Raw genomic sequence first — 21,199 nt, 5'->3', positions numbered from 1 at the left:
GTTCTTCCGACTTGCAAACAAGGGCTGGTCGGAGCAAATGCTCCGATCAGCCCTGTATTTGGACTCTATGCGATCTAAATCAAAGTAAACTCTTGGTCTCCGTGCCCTAGCTCCTTAATCACTTCTTGTTTTCCAAATCGGATCTCAAGTCTCGCTTGCACATCTAAAGGTATCTTTACATTTACGCGGATGCCCCCGCCAACCGTCTTCTCCCACCGGACGAACAAACTCCCCTGTATTGTCCAAACCAACGCTTCGGCAAACGATAATTCATCGGGGATAAACGGCCGTATTACTGCTTTCGTGAAGCCCGGAGCTTCTGATCGTATGCCAACTATATATTCTTGAAAGAGTCTAGCCGGATATCCATTCCACGCATGGGAATGGCTCTCGACGTCTTCCCAACCCTCCCACATTGTTTTTGCTCCTTGCGCAATCATATATCCCCAACCTGGATATTCCCTGCTGCTTAATATGGCAAAGGCTTCTGCTTCTCTCTTATTCTCGAATAACATCCGCAGAAGCGGCAACGACAATACGGTGCGGCATTCCCATTCTTTACTCGCAACATAGGCAATGGCTTGCTCTCTATCCTCATCAGGTACAACGCCTGCATATAAGGCAATCGCCGTCACACCTTGATGGTTTTGGGCAGAATCCGAGCTATCTCTAAAACACTTGGTTTCGTGGTTGTACAGATGCTTGATGATATTACATGACAATTGTTCGGCTTGCTGCAAATAACTTCTCAGTTTCTTCTCTTCACCAATTAATGTTGCGACGGCACTTGTTATTCTAATGGCTTGCAGCAGCTTAATCTGCTGAACGGTTAAGAACTCGCCCTTGTGCTCCACGGACGGATAAGGCCAGTCACTAATATGCCAGCCTTTATCGAGCGGGACTAGGCCGGTTTCTGAATCAAGAATACCGAGGAAATAATCGACCATTCTGTGCAGCGTTCCGAAGTAGGCCCTAAGTAGTGATAATTCCCCTGAAGCTTCATAAAGCTTCCATAGTAGTGTCGCATAATGCAGATCCCATTCGGGAATCTGGAGCTTGAAATCGGGATTATCGGAGTTGGACGGAGCAACGAATGGGAAGGTGCCATCCTCAAGCTGCGCGTCCGCGAAGTCACTTAGAGTTTTCTCGATCACGGACTGCGAATTGAAATTATAGAGCAAAGCCTCTGCCTGCAAATCCGTATCCGCGATATATTGTGCTTGCTCCCGATGAGGACAATCAACTATTTGCCCTAGCGTATTATTCTTCTGAGTACGCATGCATGCTTCATACATCTTATTTAAATGCTCGTCTGAACAACGGAAGTTTCCAACGTACTCTATTGCTGTGTACGCTACACATACGGTAAGACTTATTCCCGGCTCAATTGGCAACGGATAACCCGTGACTTCAACATATCGAAAAGCCTTGTACGAAAAGTCTGGCTGCCACTCCTCTAGGGAGTCACCCCGCATCGTATATTGATCGTAATAGTGCTCCGAATCCTCGTTGCTCACATTGTGCTTTACTCGTCCCTGCTCATCTAAATCCTCGGAGTATCTGAATCGAACTATCGCACCTTCAAACCCCTTCAGCTTAAACCGAGGCCAGCCGGAGACAATTCTGCCTACATCGAACACCTGAGGCATTACTTCCTCGTCATCGCTCCCAGAAGTCAGGTTAAGCTTCGTTAATGAGAGCTCTTCCTCAATCGCCCCTTCAGGAATAGATTGCCTGACCATCGGCCAATCTTCACGAGCGATCTTAGTTAGCTTGGCTTTTGATGTTTTTGCCGTACTCGTACTCTCCCAGCCAATGTAGCGCCAAGCCACGTCCCATTTTCTCGCATCATAATCTTCGATTGCTGATATTCTACGATTCTGCTGATAGGGAGTGCCCGTAATATGAGGCATATCTATAAGCGTATCCCAGCTCGAATTCGTCTTTACGACCTGTTTCTTCCCGTTTAAGTAAGTGAGATGCAGCTCTAGACGAAATCCTGGCAGGCCGTCCACAGTATTCTGTCCGCCGCCACCGAGATAGTGCACATCTGCAGTGATGCAATTCATGCCTTGATTTAATTGATCACCAACATCATATTCCATATAGAACTTCCTCTTATATGGGTTTGTTGGTGCAGGAGTTCCATAACCGCCTATTTTAGCTCCATTCAGATAGACATGGAAATAGTGATGACCCGATACATAGAGTTGAACTGAGGCTAATTCCCCACGAACCTTGAATTCCTTACGAAAATAAGCAAAATCATTTATCCTTACGTGCCTAGAGCGCCATATCCAATCTGATGTCCAATTAATAACAGCCAGCTCCTTGCAAATTTCTATCCCATCATGTCTACGAGTGCCCTAAAATAGAGATGATGACCATAATCATTAGGATGATTGATGTTATTCAAAAGCAGGCTTTCTGGTGTTTTCCCCGCTGCTAATTCCTCTCTCCATAACTTATTTACATCTGCGACACCGACTCCATAGTGATCACCTAGTCGATGAATCACTTGGACATACTCACTCATCCTTCCACTTGAATGCTGCCATAATGGGTTAGGTTCACAGGGAGTAATAAGTAATATATCCGAGCTTCCGCATGCTCTGATCTTATCGATTATATGTTGAAGATTTCGCTCATAATCCGCAGGTGGAACACCAAGCCCGTGCTCATACAGGTTCTGATCATTCATTCCATATCCGATTGACACAAGGTCCGGCTGAATAGGTATCACATCACTTTCCACTCTTGATGCTCCGCCTTCACTTGTTTCGCCTCCTATCGCTTTATTAACGATTCGAATGCTTCCCCCGGGGTACAATTCACATAGATAATCAGCAAAACGTTTAAAAAAAGTAAAGCTATTCTGGCTTGCTTCTCCACCTGTGCTGATACTATCTCCATAGACGACGTAGATGACTTCTTCGCCTGCTTGGAGTTTATCAACGACGCTTGGAATGATAGCCGATGCTCGATTAGTCACCTTCCGGATATCGGGGACAAAAGCTTCAGGTTCATATTCATATTCCGCGTACACCGTAAATGCTTTATTACTATAGTCTTCAACCTTTGTATGGTCGAAGCTGACGATGTCATACAAGGGATGTCGGGACCAATCTGCTATACGACTGCCTATCGTTCTGCGAATAGAGGCATTTGTATAATCGACCAAAAAATCCGATCCCTCGGCATATTCGATTGCCTCAGGATTATTTCTGTCAGCATCACTGAAAATGCGTACACGTTTTCCAGGTAAAGGCTGCCTTCTTAACGGCAGCTCCTCTTCCTTAACGAAAACGAATGCTTCAGTTTGTTGAGAAGATCGCCAATCGAGTACAACTCCTAAGAAGGGTTCTGATTTATCCTTGATCAGCTGCCAAGCCTTTTTCCCCTGAGAAGCCGAGAAGAAATGAGTAATCAAGGGAATCGTGGTTAGTCTTCCATCTGTGATAGCGGCTAGCGTTTCATTCATTCGCTCAGTTGTCCATCCGGAAGGACTATGCAAGGTGATTTCTTGAGCTCTCAGCGCTTGAATGTCAATTAAGCCATTATTCCCGAGGAAGCCAGCCGATACAAGGTGACTATTCAGCTTCATTCGTGGCCGCAAGGCATGAAACACGGGTAATGCACCTACGCTATCAACAACAACTTGAATATCCGTTAAATCTTCAAGACCTTCCACCGTGCCCGGAGTCCGAATATTAATGCCTTGAATTTCCGAAGGAAGTAAGGCCAATCTATCATCTCTTCGTCCCAGCATCGTCACCTTTGCTCCTCTGGAGGAAAGAGTTTGGGCAGCCCAATGACCAACCAATCCATCCCCAATGACGACGGCTCGTTCTCCAGGTGCTACAAATGGTCTCATCCCGCAGTTGTATCCCACTTGTGCGAGTACTAGCGGTGCATAAGCCAAAGCTTCAGGACCTGAATTGGGCAGCTTCCATACTTGGCTGAAGTGAGTCACAGCAGGATTCACGTGGCCTCCCGTATCGAACGCCATTCCTGCTACTCTGCTTATTGAAGCAAAAACCCGGTCTCCCGGTTGAATGCCACTAACGCCATCACCAACCATCCGCACAATACCAACCTTCTGGTATCCTGCAACCTGTGGAAATGGAAGCACGTCCCCCGGGAGCGTTACTTGCTCCCCTGAAACCCGCTCACCTCGGAGAAAAGATTGCTCTGTACCAACGCTAATCCATGAATACTCTAAATCTATCACAACATCTTCTGGTCCAGGGTCAGGCGTCTCTACATCGAGATATTCCACTTCGTTCACACCCGTAAATACGATCGCTTTCGCTTTCATGATAATCCTCCACTTCCTAAGAAATATGACTTACATATCAGTCTGTGGGTAGGCATAAACCTTAATTGCTTGTTGTGATTGCAGGAGTGAGATGGTCTTCTCATATTGAGTAAGCGGAACGTGATGAGTCTGAAGACATTCTGTGTTTAGCCCCTTGTTCACTACCAGATCTAGCAATAATGCCTGATCCTCTGTTTCAAATCTGCGGTACCGGTAGGATTCGAGTCTTATTCCTTTAAACCATAAGTGATCGGCGTAGCGGACTTCTCCCTTTAACACCCCGAATATAACAAGATGGTGATCAATACGTTCAAGCATGCTTTGAACGGATGCCGCTGCTCCCACACAATCGTACCCTAAGTCGAATCGATCATCGCCAAGGTCATCTGAATGCATGGCATCACCAATACCCAAACTATTCACAAATTGGATTCTTTCTCTATTTATATCTACTGCAGTTACCTTTTCAGCCCCCAGCAGTTTTGCTGCTTGAAGGGCTAAGATTCCTGCAGGGCCAAGCCCTGATACAAGCATCGATTTCCCTCGCATATCTCCAAATTGGAGAAGCCCGATCAATACACACTTTAACAACTCGAAGGACACTGCCTGCTTCCAAGAGATTTCGTCCGGCAACTTGATCAACTCATGCTCTCGATAATTTAAATACTGGGCATAAGCTCCGGGATCAACCAGATGCTCAAGCGCGGCTACTCGATCTCCAACCTTAAATGTGGTCACCTTACTGCCTACCTCGATTACCGTCCCCGCCATCTCATGTCCAGGGAAGCCGAGCGGCAGCGGATATTCCGGTTCTTTAGATGCGTCGAACATATCTTTACCGCCCATCATGCTCATATCCCAGCGAGGGCAAGTTGATACGATGTGAATAAGAACGGTTATTTGATCCTCCAGAGGAGAAGCAAGTTCACTTTCGATGATCCTGTAGTTCCCTTTTCCAATGATTTGCAAGCTTTTCATAAATGGTTCCCGTCCTCTCCTGAGTATGTTCGAGTTGTTTATTCAATACCGATAAAGGAGCAAAGAATCTTCTGTCTTAGACAGGATTTTTGCTCTCAATGAATCCCTGTATGGTATCCTTCCGCTACTCTAATAACGCGATAATTGCCTCAATCACATGAGCTACTTCATCATCCTCCAGACATTGCGGATTAATGACTAGCTCATCCTCTTGTATATTAGTATAGATAACCGGTTCCAGCATCATCAGTCGAAGCTCTTGCGCAGAGGAGCCGGTAGGCCTGAGAAATACTCTAGGTATATCCGCTGGCTGCACGCCGGGCGCCTTCGGAAACCCTCGTCGCACGTGTGTACCCCGTATTGGAGAAAGTGACTCTACGATATTGGATACCCTGGCTTCCCAACGTCTCATTTCTTGAACATAATCTTTCTTTACGAATAACTCTACAGCCTTAACAATACCCGCAATGGTTTCTTTATCTGTTTTCATAGAACGACCAATACTAAAGTTGGGACTGCTGTTCGCTATGCAAGCTTCTATTAGATCTCTTTTACCTAGAATAAGACCCGAAGATTGCGGACCGCGAATTTCTTTACCACCGCTAATAATGACAAGGTATGCACCCTGCTCTAGATACTTCGTCACATTGTTAATCGGCGGCAGTTCCCCAGCTGCATCTACTACAATGGGGATTTGATTCCTCCTCGTAACTCTAAAAATATCAGCGAGAGGCAAGGAGCCTTCCACCTGTTCAGCCGCTGCTACATAAAAAAATAGAGCAGTATGATCTGAGATGGCTTCTTCAATCTGCAAGATAGAAACTTTAGATATCTCACCGATCTCTCTTACCTTAGCACCGGATACCCTTAGTGCCTGATCATACAGAATTCTGTGGCTTTTGAGCATCAAAGCTTCATCAGGAATGCCTGTTGTCTCAGGCAGCTGAATAATTTTCTCAGCATCTCCTCTAGTCATGCAAGAGGCGGCTGATATGGCGATTCCGGCGGAGGCACCTGAAGTAATGCATGCAGCTTCAACTCCAAACAGCTCGGCTATTCTCTCCCCTGATTTGGCATGAAACTTATGGATGTCCACAAAAGCACCTGCAGCCTCGTTCATTGCCGCAAGCACCTCTGCAGCCATCTTAGAACCGCCTATTCTCGTTATTGTGCCACAAGCATTAATAATCTTAGTTATTCCTATCCAATCATAGATATCCGCCATGCTAATCGTCCGCTAAGAGGTAAAGCTTCCCTTCACCTGGAAGAAAGGTGGAAGAGAGTTCTCCTGTCACGCTGCTATAGCTTGTAGGAATTTCAGCACCAGTGGATTTACAAACCTCTGTTAAGACAGAAGGCTTAGAAGGCAGATGATATCTTAAAGTTTTATGATTGCTGGAATCTAGATTCACGACCATGATGTAATTCCTACCGCTAGAATCCACAAAGTGCGAAATAATCTGGTCCTCATCATCAACAGGCTCCCAGAAATAATTTACAGGGAGAGGTTTCGTACCTGGCGGCAATTTCCCTTTAAAAAACACATTGCGAGATATCAATCCCATTAAGATGGGTCCCCATTGCTTGATTTCCTCATTTAAAGACTGGACGGGAACGTACAAATCTGTTTTGTTACCGGCACTGTCCATTATCGCTGTCGTAAAATGGGTGTCCGGGCCTTGATCTATGGGCTGGAACCAAGTAAACCAATATAATCCCTTTACGCCATAGGCTAGGTTCGTATATACATTCCATCTCAGCTCATCGGCATTCGGACGGCGCAGATATACAGTTTCCCCTAGTGAAAGCCCTACTGCTTGTAAGTAAGCGGCAATCTTCAGATCGTACTTTAAGCCAACAGCTCTTAAATTTTCCATGTCCTTGAAATAGTCCGAACCTATTACGTCACCAGCAACGAACGGATAGGTATCCATCGTAAGATACTCAAGGTTGGAAGGACCTGCCTGACTCACCCATTCTTCTAAATAATCCTTATGGTTGCTATCCGGAACGCCGGAAGAAGGAAACATATTCACGTTTGGAAAGGAATTTGGATCATTCCATTTCAATCTTTTGTATACATAAGCGGCTCTTGGGAGTTGTTCCCGACTTGGCTCATCCTTGATATAATAACCCCCGGTTGCAGGATGGTGCTTATACGAGCCAGCAATAGCATCAATTTCCTCATCCGTGGCTGTTGTCATTAGCTCCTCCATCCGCGAATCCGAAACCTGAACTTTAATCCCGCGGGCAAAAGCCAAATCCAGAATGGTTTTCATTTGTTCTTCTGTGTTGATTCCTACTACATTGGGATAGAAGGATTGCATAAAATTAATATGTGCATCTTGGATGTAGTTATATTGGATATCATTAGTGGCAGCCCATGTAGGAATATAGAATATACCGATAGGAAACTCTTTGTTCAATTCCGTCCACTCCTTAGCTTATAATCACGTTCAGCCTGACATTAATGGGAGAGGATAAAATCATCGAAATACATATCATAACCATAAGTTTCAGTTTGTACATACAAGACCGCTGACGTTAATTTACCTGTCCAAGTGATGTTCAGCGTGTCAGAGCTCTGGGTCCATTCGGTGCTATTAATTGTTTTCCAATTTGTATTGACCCAATGCGTTCCTAAATCATCCTCTAGTCGAATAGCGATCTGCGCCCGATCCGATGTTCCAGCGGCCAATTTCAACCAACCAGACAGATGGTAAATTCCTCGGTTATTTGTTTTGAGTATAGATGTGACATCTTGCGTAGGACTACTAAACAATTGAGTTCTTCCGACAATTTTGGCGCTGTAAGCTCCTGAGTGTTTGTTGGTGGAATTTGTAGTAATCGTTCCTCCGTAAGGCTCTGACCATGAAGTCGTGGTTCCGCTTTCAAATCCGGAATTTGCTAGCAGATTACTTCCCTTGTGCTCCGAAAAGCCGTCCACCACCATATAGGTTCCCGACTTCTTAACTCCTTTGATCGTATGGGTACCATAGCTTAGTCCGGTCTTGCTATACACGGCTTGCTGAGTTTTGTGAGAAGACGTGCTATAGGTGCTTATCGTTTGTTGAAATACATTGTCGATGTAAATATCCACATTGCCGCCGCTGGTGTCCATGTCCGTCAAGAACTCTATACCCGTTCCCGTGAATGTGTACTGAAAATAATCATTATTCATGGTCGTATAATGCAGATCATTCTTATAATCCCCAGTACCGCGTCCGTCGCTATAACCCCAGCCCGTGCCCGAGTACGTTATACCTTCAAACGTATCATTCGTCTTGGAAGCTTGGCGCTGCATGCTGCCTGGCGTTACCTTAAAACTATCGACCGTCATGAATGTTCCCGATTTCTTCACACCTTTGATGGTGTGCGGACCGTTAGACAATCCTGTCTTGCTATAGATCGTTTGCATAGGGAGACGAGACCCGCTCGTGTATGTGCTTACGGTTTGTTGGAATACATTATCGATATAAATATCCACGTTGCCGCCGCTCGTTTCCTTTTCCGTTATATACTCCACACTTGTGCCGTTAAAGGTATATTCGAAGTATTCATTATTAACACTTGCATGATGCACATCATCAGCGTAATCACCAACTCCCCGGCTTGTGCTATGAAGCCAGCTGCTTCCCGAATAGGTAATCGCAGCATCGGAATCATTAACATTCGCTGCAGGCAAGTTGAAATCAGACGAAATCGCATATAACTTACCTTCACCAGGGAGGAATGTCGCCGAAATGTTTCCTGTAGTATTACTGTAGTTGGTGCTGACCTCCGCACCCGTCGATTTGGAAACCTCCGTAACCGCAGATGGCTTGGAAGGTAAATTGAAGCTTAACGTTCTGCTATTGGCATAATCTCTGTTCACGACCATCACATAACTTCTGCCGTCTTCATTAGCAAAATGGGACAGAATTTGGTTAAAGCTTGTTGTTGGATTCCAGAAGTAATTGGCTGGAATCTCTGTTGTACCCGTGGGAATGGTTCCCTTGAAGTACACATCTCGAGAAGTTAGTCCCATTAAAGTGGGTCCAAGCTTTTTAACCTCTGAACCTAAGGTTTGCGCAGGGATATATAGATCCGTTTTATTTCCGCTTCCGTCCATAATAGCCGTCGTGAAGTTGTTAGGGGTATAGATTTCAGGCTGGAACCAAGTAAACCAATATAATCCTTTCACACCATAGGCAAGGCTGTTGTATACATTCCATCTTAGCTCGTTTGCATTAGGTCGGCGATAACCAGCGAGGTTATCCCCATTCGCTTGCAGGTATGCTGCTGTCTTGAGGTTATAGGATAATCCTGCCGCTCTTAAGTTGGCCAAATCTTGATAATAGTAGCTTCCAATGCTCCCATCGTCCTTGAACGGATAGGTGTCCATAGACAAATATTGCAACTTGGAAGCACCCACCGTAGTCACCCATTTTTTCATATAGCTAAGGTGCTCGCTTGGGCCACCTGGCACACCGGAATCAGGGAACATATTCACATTAGACATCGAATCCGGTTGGTTCATTAAGAATCGATTATAGACATGCGCGGCTCTGGGGAACTCGAACTCGTGCGGCTCATCCTGGATGTAATAACCCGCTGTTGCAGGGTGGTTTTTGTAAGAGTTAGCTATTGCATCTATATCTGCATCCGAAGCCGCGGGCAGTGGCTGCCCCGTCCGCGTACCCATCAGATATTCTGATCTCGTATCAGAAACCTGCACCTTCATCCCTCGGTCGGCCGCCAAATCCAACACAGCATTCATCTGTGAGATCGTACTCGGCTGGTTCGTATTCGGGTAGAAAGTTTGCAGAACATTGATATGCGCATCTTTAATATAATCATATTGTGTAGCGTTCGTATAAGGCCAAGTAGGAACATAAAAAATACCCATTACAAACTCCTCGCCAGCAGCTTTAGCCGGGGAGGCGAAACCAATTGTAATCGCGGTCAACATATAAGAAAGAGCTGTTACGATGGATGTAAAACGTACAAGCGTTTTTCTCATTAATAAACACACCCTTCATGAATGATGGATTATCCTAATAACCATTTCCGGATATACGCAACAGATAGCGGAGACTCCCCCTCATGACTAAATTGTGAAGTCTCATCTTGCGGGATGCGGTCAAGCAGTCTTAACCTATTCTTTCACGCTGCCCAAAACGATTCCCTTAACAAAATATTTCTGCAAGAACGGATATACGAGCAAGATGGGCAATGCTCCAAGGAAAATTTGAGCTGACTTAGCCGTTCGATCCGATACCTCGCTTAAATCTTTCATCGATTCACCGCTTACTTTTGTCAAATCAATGCTGACCAGTATGGTCTGAAGATAGGTGGATAAAGGGTAATTATCGTGCGACTTCATCAATATCAGCCCGTCAAACCAAGCGTTCCAATGGCCAACGATCGTGAAAAGCCCTATGGTGGCAAGTGCGGGCATTGATAATGGAGCATAGATGCGCCATAAAGTTGTCCAATGGCTCGCACCATCAATCGAAGATGATTCTTCCAGCTCTTTTGGTAAACCTCGAAAGAAGTTAAGCAGGAGGATAATGTTAAACACGGGAACTGCTCCCGGAAGAACAAGGGCCCATATCGTATCCATAATACCCGTCCATTTGACCGTCATGTACCAAGGAATCAGACCGCCGCTAAACAGAATCGTGAATACGAACAACCATGCGTATAATGTTCTGAATCTGAAAGTTTGCGTTTCTTTGGACAATGGATATGCTACAAGCAAAGTAATCATCATGTTAATGAAGGTACCCAGAAACACTCTCTCAAGGGTTACAACAAGAGAATTAAGAAAGGCCGGTTTCTTTAAGATAAATTCATAAGAATTTGTTGTGAAGCCAACTGGCCACAGTTTGACCAAACCTGCTCCGGCAGCACTGCTGTTACTGAAGGACAAAGCAAGAACGTGCACAAGCGGCAAAATGCAGATGATTGAAAGAGAGACGAGAAACACGATATTCCATACGTTAAAAATCCGATATCCGATACTCATTCGTATCATGGAAAAGCCTCCTAGAAAATCCGGTAGTTAGCAAGTCGATAGGCAAGAAAGTATGACAAGGAGATCATGATAAAAGATACAAATGACTTAAATAAACCAATTGCTGTAGCCACGCTGTATTGCGCTTCCTCTAAACCCACTCGAAAGACGAGCGTGTCGATGATGTCTCCGCTTTCATAAACAGATGGACTATATAAATTGAATACTTGATCAAATCCCGCATTCAGAACGTTGCCTAAGCTAAGAGTTGCGAGAAGGATGACAATCGGCAGGATGCTTGGCAGCGTGATGTTTAAGGTCTGCTTCCATCGGTTTGCTCCATCAATGACGGCTGCTTCATAGAGTGATGGATTCACACCAGTCAGGGCAGCAAGGTAAACAATCGTGTTGAAGCCGAATTCCTTCCATACATCTGATAAGACGATGGTGATCGGAAACCATCTATTGTCGCCGAGAAAATAAATGGGCTCAAAGCCAAAAGCTTTGACGATTTGATTCACAATTCCTTGTGATGGAGAGAGAATATCGATCAGAATGCCCCCGAGAATTATCCAAGAGAGAAAGTGAGGCAAATAAATAAGTGTCTGTACCCCGCGTTTCAACCAACCCTTGCGTATTTCATTCAGCAACAAAGCAATGGTGATCGGCACAATCTGTCCGAGCATGATTTTAAAGCCTGCAATATAGATCGTGTTCCATAATACACGGAGGGAATTGGGCATATCCCATACATATTTGAAATGATCGAAGCCTACCCACGGGTTTTCAAAAAAAGGGCGCCCAGGGAGAAACTTTTGGAACGCCAGCGTTAAACCGAAAAGGGGTACATAGCTGTATATCAGGATAAGAATGAGCCCGGGCAATATCATCAGGTGAAGGGGGAACTCTCTTCTCCATTTTTTCGATAGCATCTGATCTACACATCCTTTTGAAGACAGCAATGGGAAGTAATAGGCTTACTTCCCATTGCTCTTGTCTCTGATTCATGTTTATTGCTTAGCGAACCACTCGTTTACTTCCTGGGTTATCTGATCTCCACCAAGCTTTTTCCAGTTATCTACGAATTTATCAAATTCATCGATCGAGGATGCTCCCATGATGATCTTCGTGAATGTTTCCTTAAGCAGCGTATCCAGTGTCCCTCCCTTTTCTCCCATTGTAGGAGTTGGCGAACCATAGAATTCATTGCGTAGGAATACATCTCGTTTGACATAATCATCAATGACGGAGAAGGAGCCACCTGGACCGAAGACTGCATGCATCCCCCAACCCTTGATATCTCCATTAATGAATGAAGCTACTGCATCGAAATCATTCTTGAAATTAGCTTTCATTCCCGTAGTATCATTTGTTTCCAGAGCCTTTGTAATCGCTTTATATTTATCCATATTCGTCGTTATAGGAGAGCCTGCTATAATTGCGTGTTTAAAGGCCTCTACACCATCTTTTGTTGCGCCATATACCGCGGGCTCAATCATAGAATCGAATGAAATGTCATACCAAAGATTAAGCATTTTGATAGCCGCTTCCGGATGCTCCGAATTTTTCTTAACGACATAATATTGAGGCACTTGGAAAGGAATTTGCGCTTTAACCGGCTGGTCGCTAGCCGAAGGAATCGCGTAAGATTTCCACTCCATGGAAGAATCTAATTCCTTGCCGCCTTGCAACGGCCACAGAGGAGTCCACATCATTCCGTAATACATACCGATCTTGCCGGACGTTACCGTTTCAGCTACTTTGGTGACATCCTTCGTTCCGAATTCCTTATCGATTTGCTTGGATTGATACATCTTCTGCAGCTCTGCCAAGGCAACTTTCATTTCTGGCTGTATGTTGCTGTTAACAAGCTTGCCGGATGCATCCTTGATCCAGGTATTGTAATAAGCATTGTAGCCATTCAAAAAGCCTTCGAAGCCTCCGAATCCGCTTCCAAGATCCTTAGTCAGAGCCAAACCGAAGGAATCAGCTTTATTGTTTCCATCAGGATCTTTGTTGGTAAAGGCATCGGAAATGGCTCTTACGTCATCCATTGTCTTAGGTTCTGGCAATCCTAATTTCTTAAGCCAATCCATTCGAACCCACAGCAAAGCTACCTCATCAATATCCGATCCAATGCGAGGTATCGCCATCAGCTTGCCATCGAATGTTGCCGATTTAAGGGCTAAGCCACCGTCTTCGTTTAATACCTTCTTCACATATTCAGAAGAGTGTTTATCGAATACTTCTGTTAAATCTGCTATTTGTCCAGCTTCGGCTAACTGTTTCAATTGATTCGAATTAACGACAACGATGTCAGCCAAGTCATTACTCGCAATCGCTACATTCAGCTTCTGAGTGTACTGATCCCCCCCGCCTTGCAAGATCCAATCAAACTTCACTTTAATGCCGAGTTTGTCCTCATACGCTCTCGTCCACTCGTTATTCTCCGCCGTATCCCCTTCTACGAACTTGGTATTATCATCGTAAGGTCGGATAACGGTGACCTCAATCGGAGGATCGAATTTCCCCAACGGGTCAATTACTTCGTCGGCTGGCACTGATGTAGACTCATTTGCAGGAGCGGTCGATTCTGCTGCTGCTGACGGACTAATAGATGTACTATTCTTCTCATTGTTTGTACTGCACGCCGCGAGCACAGTCATGAGCATCATCGTGCTTGCAAGAACCAAAGCAGCCGATCTTATCTTCTTCATTCGATATTCCCCCTACGCTGTTTTGAGAAGAATTGTCTTCCTACTTTAATTATAGGTGGGGTTGAAAGCGTATACTATTGGAGGATTTCAACTTCACTTGACTTATTTTTACGACATATTAACATCAGACCAGAATCATTATTTACGGGAATATTCTCGATAGGCTTGGGGAGTGTACTCGGTTGATTTCTTGAAAAACCGGTTGAAATACGCTGCAGATTCGAACCCAACCTTTGTTGCGATATCCTGCACTTTGTCATTCGTATCCTTAAGCAGTCTCTTCGCCTCGGCGAGACGGGCTGTCATGATCGTGTCAGACAGCCCTTCACCCGTTAACTGCTTGTACAACCTAGATAAATAAAATGGATTCAAAGAAACTAGTTCCCCCAACCGGGTTAATGATAAATCCTCTGATAAATTCTCATCGATATATTTTTTAATCCGGGTTACTAAGCTCCTGCTATGCTGGTTGGTCATTCCGACTTTATTCTTGAATAAGGTATCGCCGATCTCGATTAGACGGATTATCGTTTCTTCCCAATTTCCCTGAGAATCCTGATTCAGCAAACGATTTAATTCCGTATTCTCCATTACAACTTTCAAAAAACCCTCGTTCATCGCGTAAGTCATAATCATAGATAAAAGCTGATAAGAGGCGATTAGCCTCAAATCGGCATCCGATCGAATGTCTGAATCGTTCATCAGCTCCATTAATTTACGCTTGAATTCTATTTGCTGACCGCTAACAAGACAGAGCTCCAGCTGACTCGTCTGTTTCTGAAGCATTTTTGTCTGCGAATCCTTGAGAGGCGCCGTGGAGATCATTTCTGCGGATGCATCCGTTAGCAGCAGTTCGTGTCCCATGCCGAAGTTTCTCCGCATCACTCTGTTTAACTCTTCGAAACGATCGGATAGGTTGAGCCACGTACAGCACTCACTAGAAACAACAAAAGACAATTTCAATTTCAGCAGTTCTTTGCAGGTTTGTTGAATGCGTTCAACCGTTCCTAGGACAAAACGTGCAAGTCGTCGTTCATCTATCATCAAATCATGATTACTGGCAAGCGGTTGAATTAACCAAGCTATTCTCGTTTTGTCGTACGTGATGGATTCCAGCTTAACGGAGGATTTCATATATTCATCCGCGATATTTTGTACCCCGTACAGGAGTAAAGCCTTATCCGCGGAGGAATACTCTGACCATTCATCGACTTTTCCTATAAATAGCAATACGGGATCATTTTCTACAAATGTCAGGCTTAACTCATTCATCTGTTTCTGAAAGGAAGAATTCGGCTGCAACTCCCCATGAAGGAGATCAAGCAAATATTCCTTCTGCAAAAAAGGAAGCGCAGCATGAAGCTGGGCTTGAGCCTTTTCAAACTGTGCCCCTCTCTCTATTTCTTGGTTCAACTCCTCAATTGCTTTATTCACCGCTGCCAGAATCGCCTGATCACCTTCTGTCTTCAGAATGTAATCCACCGCTCTGTGATGTATGGCTTCTTTTACATAGGAGAAATCATTATACCCGGTAAGAAAGATAACCTTGCTCCTAGGCCACTGCTGTACGATACGTTTCTGCAATTCCAATCCATTCATGCCAGGCATAGATATATCAGTCAGTACAATATCCATCGAGGTCCTCTCGAACCATTGTATCGCTTCAGCAGCAGAGTTTGCCTTATACACTTCCAGTTCCGTAAAATCGGCTTCTTTAATCATTCCTGCCAACCCATTCACGATGAAAGGCTCATCATCCACGATTAGAATCCGACGCATTTCTTTATCCCCCTTGTCAATTAGTTATGGTGGTTGGTATCTTCACTTGGACCTTCAACCCGCCTAGCATGCTTCTCGAAACGATGAGGCCGAATGCATCACCAAATTTCAACCGCATACGCATATGGACGTTAAGAATCCCAGTCTTCTCAATTGATCTATTCCACTCCGAAGCAAGCTTTCGCTGAATTTGCAACAATTCCTCATCACTTAATTCATCACCATTATCTTCGACCTCAATCACCGTGACTCCATCTTTTTGTTGTGACATAGACATTGAAATGATACCGCCTGCCATTTTGGATTTAAGCCCATGTTGATAAGCATTCTCCACCAGTGGCTGTAGAATGAGTCGAGGGATGCAAACCGAATGATTTTTCTGTAAAAAATCCGTAATTCTAGCTTCGATCCGATTGTGAAAGCGCATCTGCTGAATTTCAATATAAGCAATCGTATGATTCCATTCATCCATCAAAGATGCCTCATCATTCGAATTACGGGTAATGTAGAGAAAATATTCTCCTAGATACTTAGTCGCTCTAACTACGTTATCAACGTCATGAGCATCCGCCATTCGATGGACCATAAAGTAAGTATTATATAGAAAGTGCGGGTTGATTTGCGATTGAAGCTGCTTAAGCTCAGATTGTTGGGCCATAATTCTCGACTCATATACCTCCTGAATGGAAAGGCGCAGCTTGCTGACCATACTATTAAATTGACCGTATAAATATTGAAATTCGTCATCATTTTGATGCGCGATAGAGAGGGATAGTTCTCCCTTCTCAACTCTTCGGAAAGCTCGGACCATCTTATGAAGAGGGGAATGAATCAAACGAAATATCCAGTAGGAGAAGGCAATTACGACAGCCAAGGATAATCCAGATAAGATCCAGAACCAAGTGCGATACTTGTTGAGCGGACCCAGAATTTGTTCCTCCGGTACATAAATAACCAAATCCATATTTAGCAGCTGCGATCTTTCAAAGGTCACATAATAATCTCTGTTATTTATCTTGACTGTTCCTTGGCCGAAGCTCTCTTCCGACGATTTACTTTTAACGAATTCTTTTACATGATCAACTGCTGGATCGTATGGATCATTAAGCAGAGCCCATTTTTGATTTTCATTAATTAATAGAGAGCCTTCACCATCGCTATTAATCATGTGACCAAGAAAAGTTTGTAGACCTCTTTGATCCATTTCAGATTGTAAAATATAGATAGGAGGTTTCGTTGAGTAGGAGGGATTCGGATAGATTGAATTAATGAGAAGCTTTCCTTCCCAATAGACGATGGGCGACACTTGTTTACGGCTTAAATCTTGCAGTTCTGCAACCTCGTCTATAGTCATTCCTTCCTCGTCTGTCAGGGATAATAGTGTCTTGCCTATAAGAGGTATATAAGCTTTGGCTTCCGAAATAAATAAATTCGAGTTTTTCAGGGTCCAAAGTTTGTCCTGAACCCTTTGTTGCATCAACATCACTTCATAATAAGGCAAAATCGAAGAGATTGTGCTCAGCTTAGCTAAATCGTCGTCCACTAGATACTGCTGATGAAGCCGGATAATCCTCTCCATCTCTGCTTCGAGCGATTTCATATTCGAATGAACACGTGATTCCATTGAAGTTAAGATCTCTTTCCGAACACTTTCCGCCCCCATTCGGTTCATTTGAAGGCTTACGAAAAACAAAGGGACGATCGCGACTAAAAACGTCAACAACAGCTTAGGAAAGATCGTCATCTTCCGTAAAATAACATTGATCCACATGATGCTCACATCCTTTAGAATCATACTAAACTAATCTAACTAAGTTGTTCGCTAAGTAACATGATGTTACCTGTCGGAGAAAATTGAAGCCGCTTGCACTTTTCACACTTTTCTTGACTTTATTCTACTTATCTACCTGAATTCGTGAAGGACTAGAAATAGGGCTTCCATACAAAGCGTATACCTGATTAATTTCAACCAAAATTATCCATTCGCAATTATACTTTTGTTGTTTTTATTCAGAAGTGTGCTGGAATGATTAGAAGCTTGTAAAATAAATCCTGCCTTTTGCAAGGAGAATTCCAACATAGGTTATAGTTAAGTGGGGGCTAATCAAAAGCGAAGTAAATACGCTTATGCTTTACAATAAAACACAAAAGTTTCGCCCTCTTCTTCTTTAACCTTATAGTTTATACCTTCCAATTGGTAATTTGATATATTATCTATATGAATAAATATTTCTGAAATACCCCAAGAGCAATGCGGCTAATGCATGATATAAGCCCTACATGCATCAGCCGCATTCGATTTCATACTTAGCACCTACAAAAAATGGATATATAACCAATTTTGAAATTTTTTTTCGTTAAGCTACTCAAATCAAACATTGAAAATGGTGAATAACGATGAATCGACAAAAGACTATTCTTATCATTGAAGACGAGAAGGATATCTCGCGCATTCTAAGGGACTATCTAACTAAGAACAAATTCGAGGCTGCTATCGCAGGGAATGGGAAAGACGGCTTGCACATGATGGAGCTTCTGCAGCCGGATTATATTATTCTCGATATAATGCTTCCAGATATAGACGGCATAGACCTTTGCAGAGAAATTCGCGAGAAAAGCAACGTCCCTATCCTTATTTTAAGCGCCAGAGGAAGTGATACGGATAAGGTCCTTGGCCTTGGTTTCGGTGCGGATGATTATATGACAAAGCCTTTCTCATTAAGCGAATTATTAGCCCGGATCAATGCCCACTTCCGCCGATATGAAAGCATGGCTGTCGCGCAGCAGGATCCTGACTCGCTAAGTCTGGGAAATCTCGTTATCGACAAAAAGGCCTACAAAGTAACGGTTGACGGCAAAGAGGCTGCCCTCTCCGCGAAAGAGTTTGAGCTGCTCTATCATTTGGCAAGCCATAAAAACCAGGTGTTCTCCAAAACCCAATTGCTAGATGCGGTTTGGGGATATGAATCTTACGGTGACGAGAATTCGGTTACGGTTTATATACGCAGGCTGCGGGAGAAAATCGAAGCGGATCCATCCCATCCTGCCTATCTGAAGACAGTATGGGGGGTAGGATATAAGTTCAGTCTGGACTAAGCATACGATTGGAGATGACACATGTCTTTGAGCCTTTGGTTAAAAAATTGGTTAACAGCCGTTATGGCAATTCTTATCATCATGACCGCATGCATTGCTTGCTTGCTTCTCTATATTTTTAATAATGACAGTGAAACCAACCCAAAATACGTCATTAACCAAGCACGGTTGGCGGTGAACCCCATCCTTCTCTATTTGGAGCAGAACAGCGGAGATATCAGAAACGAGAAGGTACGCGAGACTTTGAGCACGATGTCCAATCTGAGTGAAATGGACATGATCTATGCGGAATTGGACGGCACCGTTGCCTTCACCTCCTTCAAGTCCATGCCGGCTCCCCGCTTGAACCTGAGTACTTCTCTGCACTATGATTTGCATGATGCGGAACAAGAGGGCAATCTATTTAAAATTGCTTTTCCCGTCATAGACGAAGTATCCCGAACGCAAACCGGAAACGCCCTATTTTACCTGCCTAAAGACATGGTTTTTAGCCAAAAATCCCATCATATTCCTCTTGCTATATTTTTTCTCGCGATTTTATTTTCCCTAATATTAGCAATTATGCTAATTATGGTAAGAAACAAAATCAAGCACCACCTTATCTCGCCCATCCATACGCTTAAGCACCATTCCGAAGCGATTTTAAAAGGAAATTACGAGGAGAAAACCCATTATGCCCGAATGGATGAACTAGGCGACCTGTATGCCATGTTCGACCAAATGAGAATGGAAATTATGCATTTAAGCACGCAGAGAATCAATCAGGAGAAAGCTCAGAAAGAGCTGATTACGAATATCTCTCATGAGATCAAAACACCTCTAACTACCGTAAAAGCCTACATTGAAGCGATACTAGAGGGTGTGTGCCCGGATACAGAAACGATGATGGAATATGTCGAAGTGATGCGGAGCAACACGGACAAAATGGCTCGCCTCGTAGAGGATCTGCTCATTCATGCCTTGCAGGAGCTGGGCCAAATTTCAGTTGAACCTAAGGAGCAGTATAGTTTAAACGTCCTTCAGGATATTTTAAAACCGATTGGCCATTATGTGCGCATAAACGGCGTAACCTACATCGAGCCCCAGGACATACCGAATGTAATCATCCCGATTGACGCCGTCCGCATAGAGCAGGTCATAACGAATCTTGTATCCAATGCACTAAAGCACACCTCGCCGGGCGATACCATCCGGATCGGCGTAGAGCTTGTGTCCGCACAACTGAAATTTACCATTACGGATTCAGGAAGAGGCATCCTGCCGCAGGACATGCCTTTTCTATTCGAGCGTTATTTCAGAGGGCAAGCGAACACGGCGGGCAACACCTACGCCCAGGAGGGCACAGGACTAGGCCTTTCGATTTGCAAGACTATCATCGAGGCGCATGGGGGCACCATTTCTTTCAAGAGCAAGGAGGGACAAGGAACTACGTTCCATTTCACACTCCCGTTATGCTAAGTTTCCACTGTAATAGTTTATTAATAACTTGATAAGCTTTTTTAAAGATCGAGGACCTATACTATTACTTACATAGAAACTGGGAGTGATAACCGATGGCTAAGAAAGCGATTATTCATGCAAGAAACCTTTGCAAAACCTACAACACCGGCAATGAGCAGTATCATGCGATTCGGAATCTTGATCTGGAGATTCACGAAGGGGAGTTCACCGTCATTATGGGGAATTCCGGATCAGGCAAATCCACCTTGCTCTATCTGTTAAGCGGGCTCGATAACGTCACAGCCGGCGAGGTATATTTCCGCGATCAGCGCATTGACCAATATAACGAAAAAGAACTTTCCGACTTTCGCACCAGGAAAATCGGTTATATCTATCAAAGCATCAACTTGGTTCCGGATCTTTCGATCTTGGACAATGTTTCGTTGCCTGGCTATATTGCCGGGAACAAAAAAAATAAAGTAAAGGCCAAAGCACATGAGCTAATCAATGCCATGGGCATTGAAGGCCAAAACAACCGGCTTCCCTCTCAAACCTCGGGCGGGCAGCAGCAGCGCGCCGCCATTGCCAGAGCGTTAATCAATTCCCCCGACATCATCTTCGCGGATGAGCCTACCGGCAGCTTGAATTACGACCACGGCAAAGCCGTTCTTGATATTCTGACCAAAATGAACCGTCAAGGCCAGTCTGTCGTCATGGTTACCCATGACATTAAGGCCGCTTGCCGAGCCGACCGGCTGATCTTTATTAGAGACGGCAAGATTGGCGGCATCCTTGAATTCGAGAAATTCGATGACAAGAACACCCAGGACAGAGAGTCGATGATCTTTTCTTTCGTTTCGGGGAAGGAGTAAT

The 21,199-nt window shown here is 44.2% G+C and carries 14 protein-coding genes; 3 read left to right on the top strand and 11 right to left on the bottom strand.

The window, feature by feature from the left end; all coding sequences use genetic code 11:
- Positions 1-74: 74 nt before the first annotated feature.
- The 11 genes from ACN6MW_RS23920 to ACN6MW_RS23870 all read right to left on the bottom strand — a co-directional run bounded on the left by ACN6MW_RS23920 (position 75) and on the right by ACN6MW_RS23870 (position 17,561).
- Positions 75-2,273 carry a family 78 glycoside hydrolase catalytic domain gene (locus ACN6MW_RS23920; RefSeq protein WP_419876429.1) on the bottom strand — a complete coding sequence of 733 codons (2,199 nt, stop codon included), beginning with the start codon at positions 2,271-2,273 and terminating at the stop codon, positions 75-77.
- A gap of 68 nt (positions 2,274-2,341) precedes the next feature.
- The gene (locus tag ACN6MW_RS23915) at positions 2,342-4,318 is read right to left on the bottom strand and encodes a GDSL-type esterase/lipase family protein (protein WP_419872377.1); all 1,977 of its coding nucleotides are present in this window, start codon (positions 4,316-4,318) and stop codon (positions 2,342-2,344) included.
- Between the two features lie 30 nt (positions 4,319-4,348).
- Complete coding sequence (locus ACN6MW_RS23910) at positions 4,349-5,296, bottom strand: zinc-dependent alcohol dehydrogenase (RefSeq protein ID WP_419872376.1); 948 nt, start codon at positions 5,294-5,296, stop codon at positions 4,349-4,351.
- A gap of 124 nt (positions 5,297-5,420) precedes the next feature.
- Positions 5,421-6,521 carry an aminotransferase class V-fold PLP-dependent enzyme gene (locus tag ACN6MW_RS23905; protein WP_419872375.1) on the bottom strand — a complete coding sequence of 367 codons (1,101 nt, stop codon included), beginning with the start codon at positions 6,519-6,521 and terminating at the stop codon, positions 5,421-5,423.
- A 1-nt stretch (position 6,522) separates the two neighbouring features.
- Entirely contained in the window at positions 6,523-7,722 is a 1,200-nt protein-coding gene (locus tag ACN6MW_RS23900) for a hypothetical protein (RefSeq protein WP_419872374.1), read from the bottom strand.
- A gap of 41 nt (positions 7,723-7,763) precedes the next feature.
- Entirely contained in the window at positions 7,764-10,298 is a 2,535-nt protein-coding gene (locus ACN6MW_RS23895; protein ID WP_419872373.1) for a carbohydrate binding domain-containing protein, read from the bottom strand.
- Between the two features lie 135 nt (positions 10,299-10,433).
- Positions 10,434-11,315 carry a carbohydrate ABC transporter permease gene (locus ACN6MW_RS23890; protein WP_419872372.1) on the bottom strand — a complete coding sequence of 294 codons (882 nt, stop codon included), beginning with the start codon at positions 11,313-11,315 and terminating at the stop codon, positions 10,434-10,436.
- A gap of 11 nt (positions 11,316-11,326) precedes the next feature.
- The gene (locus ACN6MW_RS23885; protein ID WP_419872371.1) at positions 11,327-12,226 is read right to left on the bottom strand and encodes an ABC transporter permease; all 900 of its coding nucleotides are present in this window, start codon (positions 12,224-12,226) and stop codon (positions 11,327-11,329) included.
- Positions 12,227-12,304: 78 nt separating this feature from the next.
- Positions 12,305-14,011: an extracellular solute-binding protein gene (locus ACN6MW_RS23880; protein WP_419872370.1), complete on the bottom strand. Its 1,707-nt coding sequence runs from the start codon at positions 14,009-14,011 to the stop codon at positions 12,305-12,307.
- A 138-nt stretch (positions 14,012-14,149) separates the two neighbouring features.
- Positions 14,150-15,790 (bottom strand): response regulator transcription factor, encoded by a 1,641-nt coding sequence (locus tag ACN6MW_RS23875; RefSeq protein ID WP_419872369.1) that lies wholly within the window; start codon positions 15,788-15,790, stop codon positions 14,150-14,152.
- Between the two features lie 16 nt (positions 15,791-15,806).
- Positions 15,807-17,561, bottom strand: coding sequence for a sensor histidine kinase (locus ACN6MW_RS23870; RefSeq protein WP_419872368.1), 1,755 nt, complete (start codon positions 17,559-17,561; stop codon positions 15,807-15,809).
- Positions 17,562-18,187: 626 nt separating this feature from the next.
- Between ACN6MW_RS23870 and ACN6MW_RS23865 the strand changes: the two genes are divergently transcribed.
- The 3 genes from ACN6MW_RS23865 (at position 18,188) to ACN6MW_RS23855 (ending at position 21,198) form a co-directional block, all read left to right on the top strand.
- Complete coding sequence (locus tag ACN6MW_RS23865; RefSeq protein WP_419872367.1) at positions 18,188-18,886, top strand: response regulator transcription factor; 699 nt, start codon at positions 18,188-18,190, stop codon at positions 18,884-18,886.
- 21 nt (positions 18,887-18,907) lie between these two features.
- The gene (locus ACN6MW_RS23860) at positions 18,908-20,344 is read left to right on the top strand and encodes a sensor histidine kinase (RefSeq protein WP_419872366.1); all 1,437 of its coding nucleotides are present in this window, start codon (positions 18,908-18,910) and stop codon (positions 20,342-20,344) included.
- A gap of 95 nt (positions 20,345-20,439) precedes the next feature.
- Positions 20,440-21,198 (top strand): ABC transporter ATP-binding protein, encoded by a 759-nt coding sequence (locus ACN6MW_RS23855; protein ID WP_364142465.1) that lies wholly within the window; start codon positions 20,440-20,442, stop codon positions 21,196-21,198.
- Position 21,199 lies beyond the last annotated feature (1 nt).

The organism is Pristimantibacillus sp. PTI5 (assembly GCF_048572955.1).
In the GTDB taxonomy this organism is placed as follows: Bacteria; Bacillota; Bacilli; order Paenibacillales; family Paenibacillaceae; genus Pristimantibacillus.
This window is presented reverse-complemented; position numbering and strand designations above follow the sequence as displayed.